Annotated in this window: 2 protein-coding genes and 1 pseudogene; 1 reads left to right on the top strand and 2 read right to left on the bottom strand. The window is 74.2% G+C overall.

Annotated features, from left to right (window positions below; translation table 11 throughout):
* A pseudogene (locus GUY60_RS36240) lies at positions 1–996 on the top strand (hypothetical protein); the annotation flags it as partial.
* 84 nt (positions 997–1,080) lie between these two features.
* Here the strand turns inward: GUY60_RS36240 and GUY60_RS36245 are convergent.
* Entirely contained in the window at positions 1,081–1,554 is a 474-nt protein-coding gene (locus tag GUY60_RS36245; protein ID WP_161705726.1) for a carboxymuconolactone decarboxylase family protein, read from the bottom strand.
* A gap of 125 nt (positions 1,555–1,679) precedes the next feature.
* Positions 1,680–3,077 (bottom strand): hypothetical protein, encoded by a 1,398-nt coding sequence (locus tag GUY60_RS36250; protein ID WP_161705728.1) that lies wholly within the window; start codon positions 3,075–3,077, stop codon positions 1,680–1,682.
* Between the last annotated feature and the right edge of the window lie 78 nt (positions 3,078–3,155).

Genomic DNA, 3,155 nt, shown 5'->3' on the forward strand with positions numbered 1-3,155 from the left:
GGGGCGGGTCTGCGGCTGTGGTCCCGGCGCAGGCAGCGGGTCCTCGCGCGGGCGGCGTCGGGCCCGCGCCACCGCGAACTCCCGGACCGGGCACGGGAGTCGGACGGGTACCGCGGCTTCACCCAGGTCTACTCCGGCCTGACGTGCGGCGTCATCGCGGCGGCCGTCCTGGTGTACGGGCTCGTGGGTGACCTGTCGGCGCCGGCCGCCGGACCGGCGTACGACGCGAGTGGGCATCAGCTCGTCGCGGGGCTGTTCCTCGTCGTCGGCGGCACCGCCTACGGCATGGGCCACAGTGCCCATCGCGCGGCGCGGCGCCTGCACGACTGGACGCAGCCGACCCTGCTCGTGGGCGTGCGGATCGCCCCCGACGGGCGCTGGTGGCTGTACCCCGACGCCCGCACCACGGGCGTACCGCCGCTCATCTGCTGCCGCCCGCAGAAGCGCGACACCGACCCGGCGTCCCGGCTGCTCGGTTCCGGATCGCCGTACGACAAGGGCGAGGGGCTTTACGACATCGACCCGCACAGCGAGCCCTTCGAGGCGATCCTGTACGGCGCACCGCGTGAAGGGGCCGAAGTCGCCCTGGAATACGCGGTGGTGGAGCGGTTCCCCAACCGGCAGACGGAACGGACGTACACCGCCGTCACCGTCGCCCCGCTGCTGCCGGACCGTCGCCACGGCCTGGAGCCGTGGCAGCCCGCCGACGCGGCGGAGCGTGCCGCGAGCCGGCACCAACGGGCCCGCAGGGAGGCTGCGGAGCGGCGCGAGCAGAAGGCCCGGCAGGAGCAGTACGAGCGCGAGCGCGCGGCCCGGCCGGCCCGCGAGGCCGCGCGGCGCCGTGCGGCGGGCGACGTTCCGAGGTCGCGCCGTGGCGGCAGGCGGGACAGGTGGTCCGGCGGCAGCACGGGCTGCGGCAGCGGTTCCGGCCACAGCTGCGGCGGCGGCCACGGCTGCGGCGGTGGCGGCGGGTGCGGTGGTGGTGGCGGGGACTGAGCGGGTAGCAGGCCGGGCACGGCGAAGCGGGCGGGGCCGCCGGAAGAACGGCTTCCCCGCCCGCGAGGGCACGTGTGCCGGGACTCAGCCGAACATGCCCGGCCGGTACTCGCCCGCGGGCTGCCGTACGAGGACGTTGGCGCGGTTGTAGGCGTTGATGAGGGCGATCAGGGCGACCAGGGCGGCGAGTTGGTCCTCGTCGAAGTGCTTGGCCGCGCTGTCCCACGCCTCGTCGCTGACCCCGCCGGCCGCGTCCGCGATGCGGGTGCCCTGCTCGGTGAGTTCCAGGGCGGCACGCTCCGCGTCGGTGAACACGGTGGCCTCGCGCCAGACGGCGACGAGGTGCAGCCGTACCGAGGTCTCGCCGGCTTCGATGGCGTCCTTGGTGTGCATGTCGGTGCAGAAGCCGCAGCCGTTGATCTGGCTGGCGCGGATCTTCACCAGCTCCTGCGTCGCGTGCGGCAGCGTCGATTCGGCGATCTCCTTGCCCGCGGCACCGAAGTGCTTGACGAGCTTCTGGGTGACCGCGCTGCCGAAGAGGTTCAAACGAGCTTCCATGATGGGCTCCCGTGCCGTTGTCGTTGCTGCCTACACCCCCATTGACGGAAGGGGCCGGGCCGGATGTGACATCAGCGAATGCGACCTGCGTCACACACCGAAACGCCCAGGCTCCGGGGCACACCTCAGGGCGCGATGCCCACCCCGTCGATCCGGCTCCACGCCCGCTCCTGCGCGGCCGTCATCGCCGGCCAGTCGTGGCCGCCGGGACGCGGCCGGATCCGGGAGGCGTACGGGGCGGGCCGGAAGTCCGGGTCGTAGAAACAGCCCGTGCCGTACCGCGCGTCGAAGGCGGCGCAGGACGCGGCGACGGAGCGGGCCGTGGGCTTGCGGCCGGTGCGGGCCCAAGTGTCCAGGGCGGCAAGGGAGTTGGCGTACTCGGCGGTGCTGAGGCCGCTGTGCTCGCTCTCCTCCGTGAAGGTCTGCACGAGGTGCTCGTCGCGGTCGGCCCCGTCGAGGGTGGCGCGGTACGCGGACTCGTGCTCGACGAAGGCCGTCGGGTCGTCGATGGCGTGCAGGGTGAGCACCGGCAGGTTCACCTCGCCGGTGAGGTCGCTGTCGTACGAGAGGTCACGGCGGGCGGTGGGGTCGGCGCTGAAGCGCTCGATCCCGGCGTTCAGTGCCTCGTCATCGTGCGAACCCGTGTAGCGCACGCCCGCGTTGGCGAACGGGTTACGGCCGCCGAGCCAGTCCGCCACGATGTCGCGGAACGTGAACGTGGCGAAGCGCAGATGCGATTCGAGGGCATGCTCCGGGATCCGGGTGACGCCGAGGATGTCGTCGAGGTTGCGCTGCTGCGCCGCGGTCCGGTCCGCGGGTGCGGCGGCGTACCCGGTGCATTCCTCGAGGCGGGCGCGGAGCCCGGCGGCCGTCAGGGTGGAGCCGGGCCGCAGCCCCTGCCACACCGGGTACTGCGGTTCGGTGGGGCGCGGGTGGTTGCGGCAGTAGAACTGGTAGACCGCGCGCAGGTCGACGCGGTAGTCGTAGCCGCGCGAGCCGCCGCCGAGTACGCCGTTGGTGAGCAGCACACCGTCGTACGGGCCGTTCCGTCCGCCCTGCGTCTCGGCCGCCTTGGCCGCGACGTCGCCGCCCCAGGACTGGCCGTGCAGATAGGTCTGCCGGGGTGTGCCGAAGGCGTTGACGAAGGCGCGGCGGGCGCTCTCGGTGTCGGCGGCGGCCATCCGGGTGCCGTAGCCGCCGCGCCGGTAGGACGAGCCGACCCAGGCGTACCCCTCGTCGACCATGACCGCCCAGCGCTCCAGGTCCTCGCCGCTGCGCGCCGGGTCGGAGGTGTCGCCGAGGTCGGGGCCGCCGTGCGCGTGCACGACGAGCGAGCCGTTCCAGTCGGCGGGTACGGCGGCGGTGTAGTACGCCCCGTCGGCGTCCCGGCCGCGCCAGCAGGTCGCCCGCCCGTCCAGGTGGTCCGGGCACGCGACCGGTTCGGGGGCGGCGGTCCGCGCCTGGGCGGTGGGTACGTGGCCGAGGCCGCCGAGCAGCACGGTCGCGAGGAGCGCCGCCCGCAGGGCCGGTCGGCGGCGGCGGTACGGGGAGCGGCGCGGGCGGCGGGTGGGCTAGTGGGGTGCGTTCAAGGAACCGGCTAC

The organism is Streptomyces boluensis (assembly GCF_009908195.1).
GTDB lineage: Bacteria > Actinomycetota > Actinomycetes > Streptomycetales > Streptomycetaceae > Streptomyces > Streptomyces boluensis.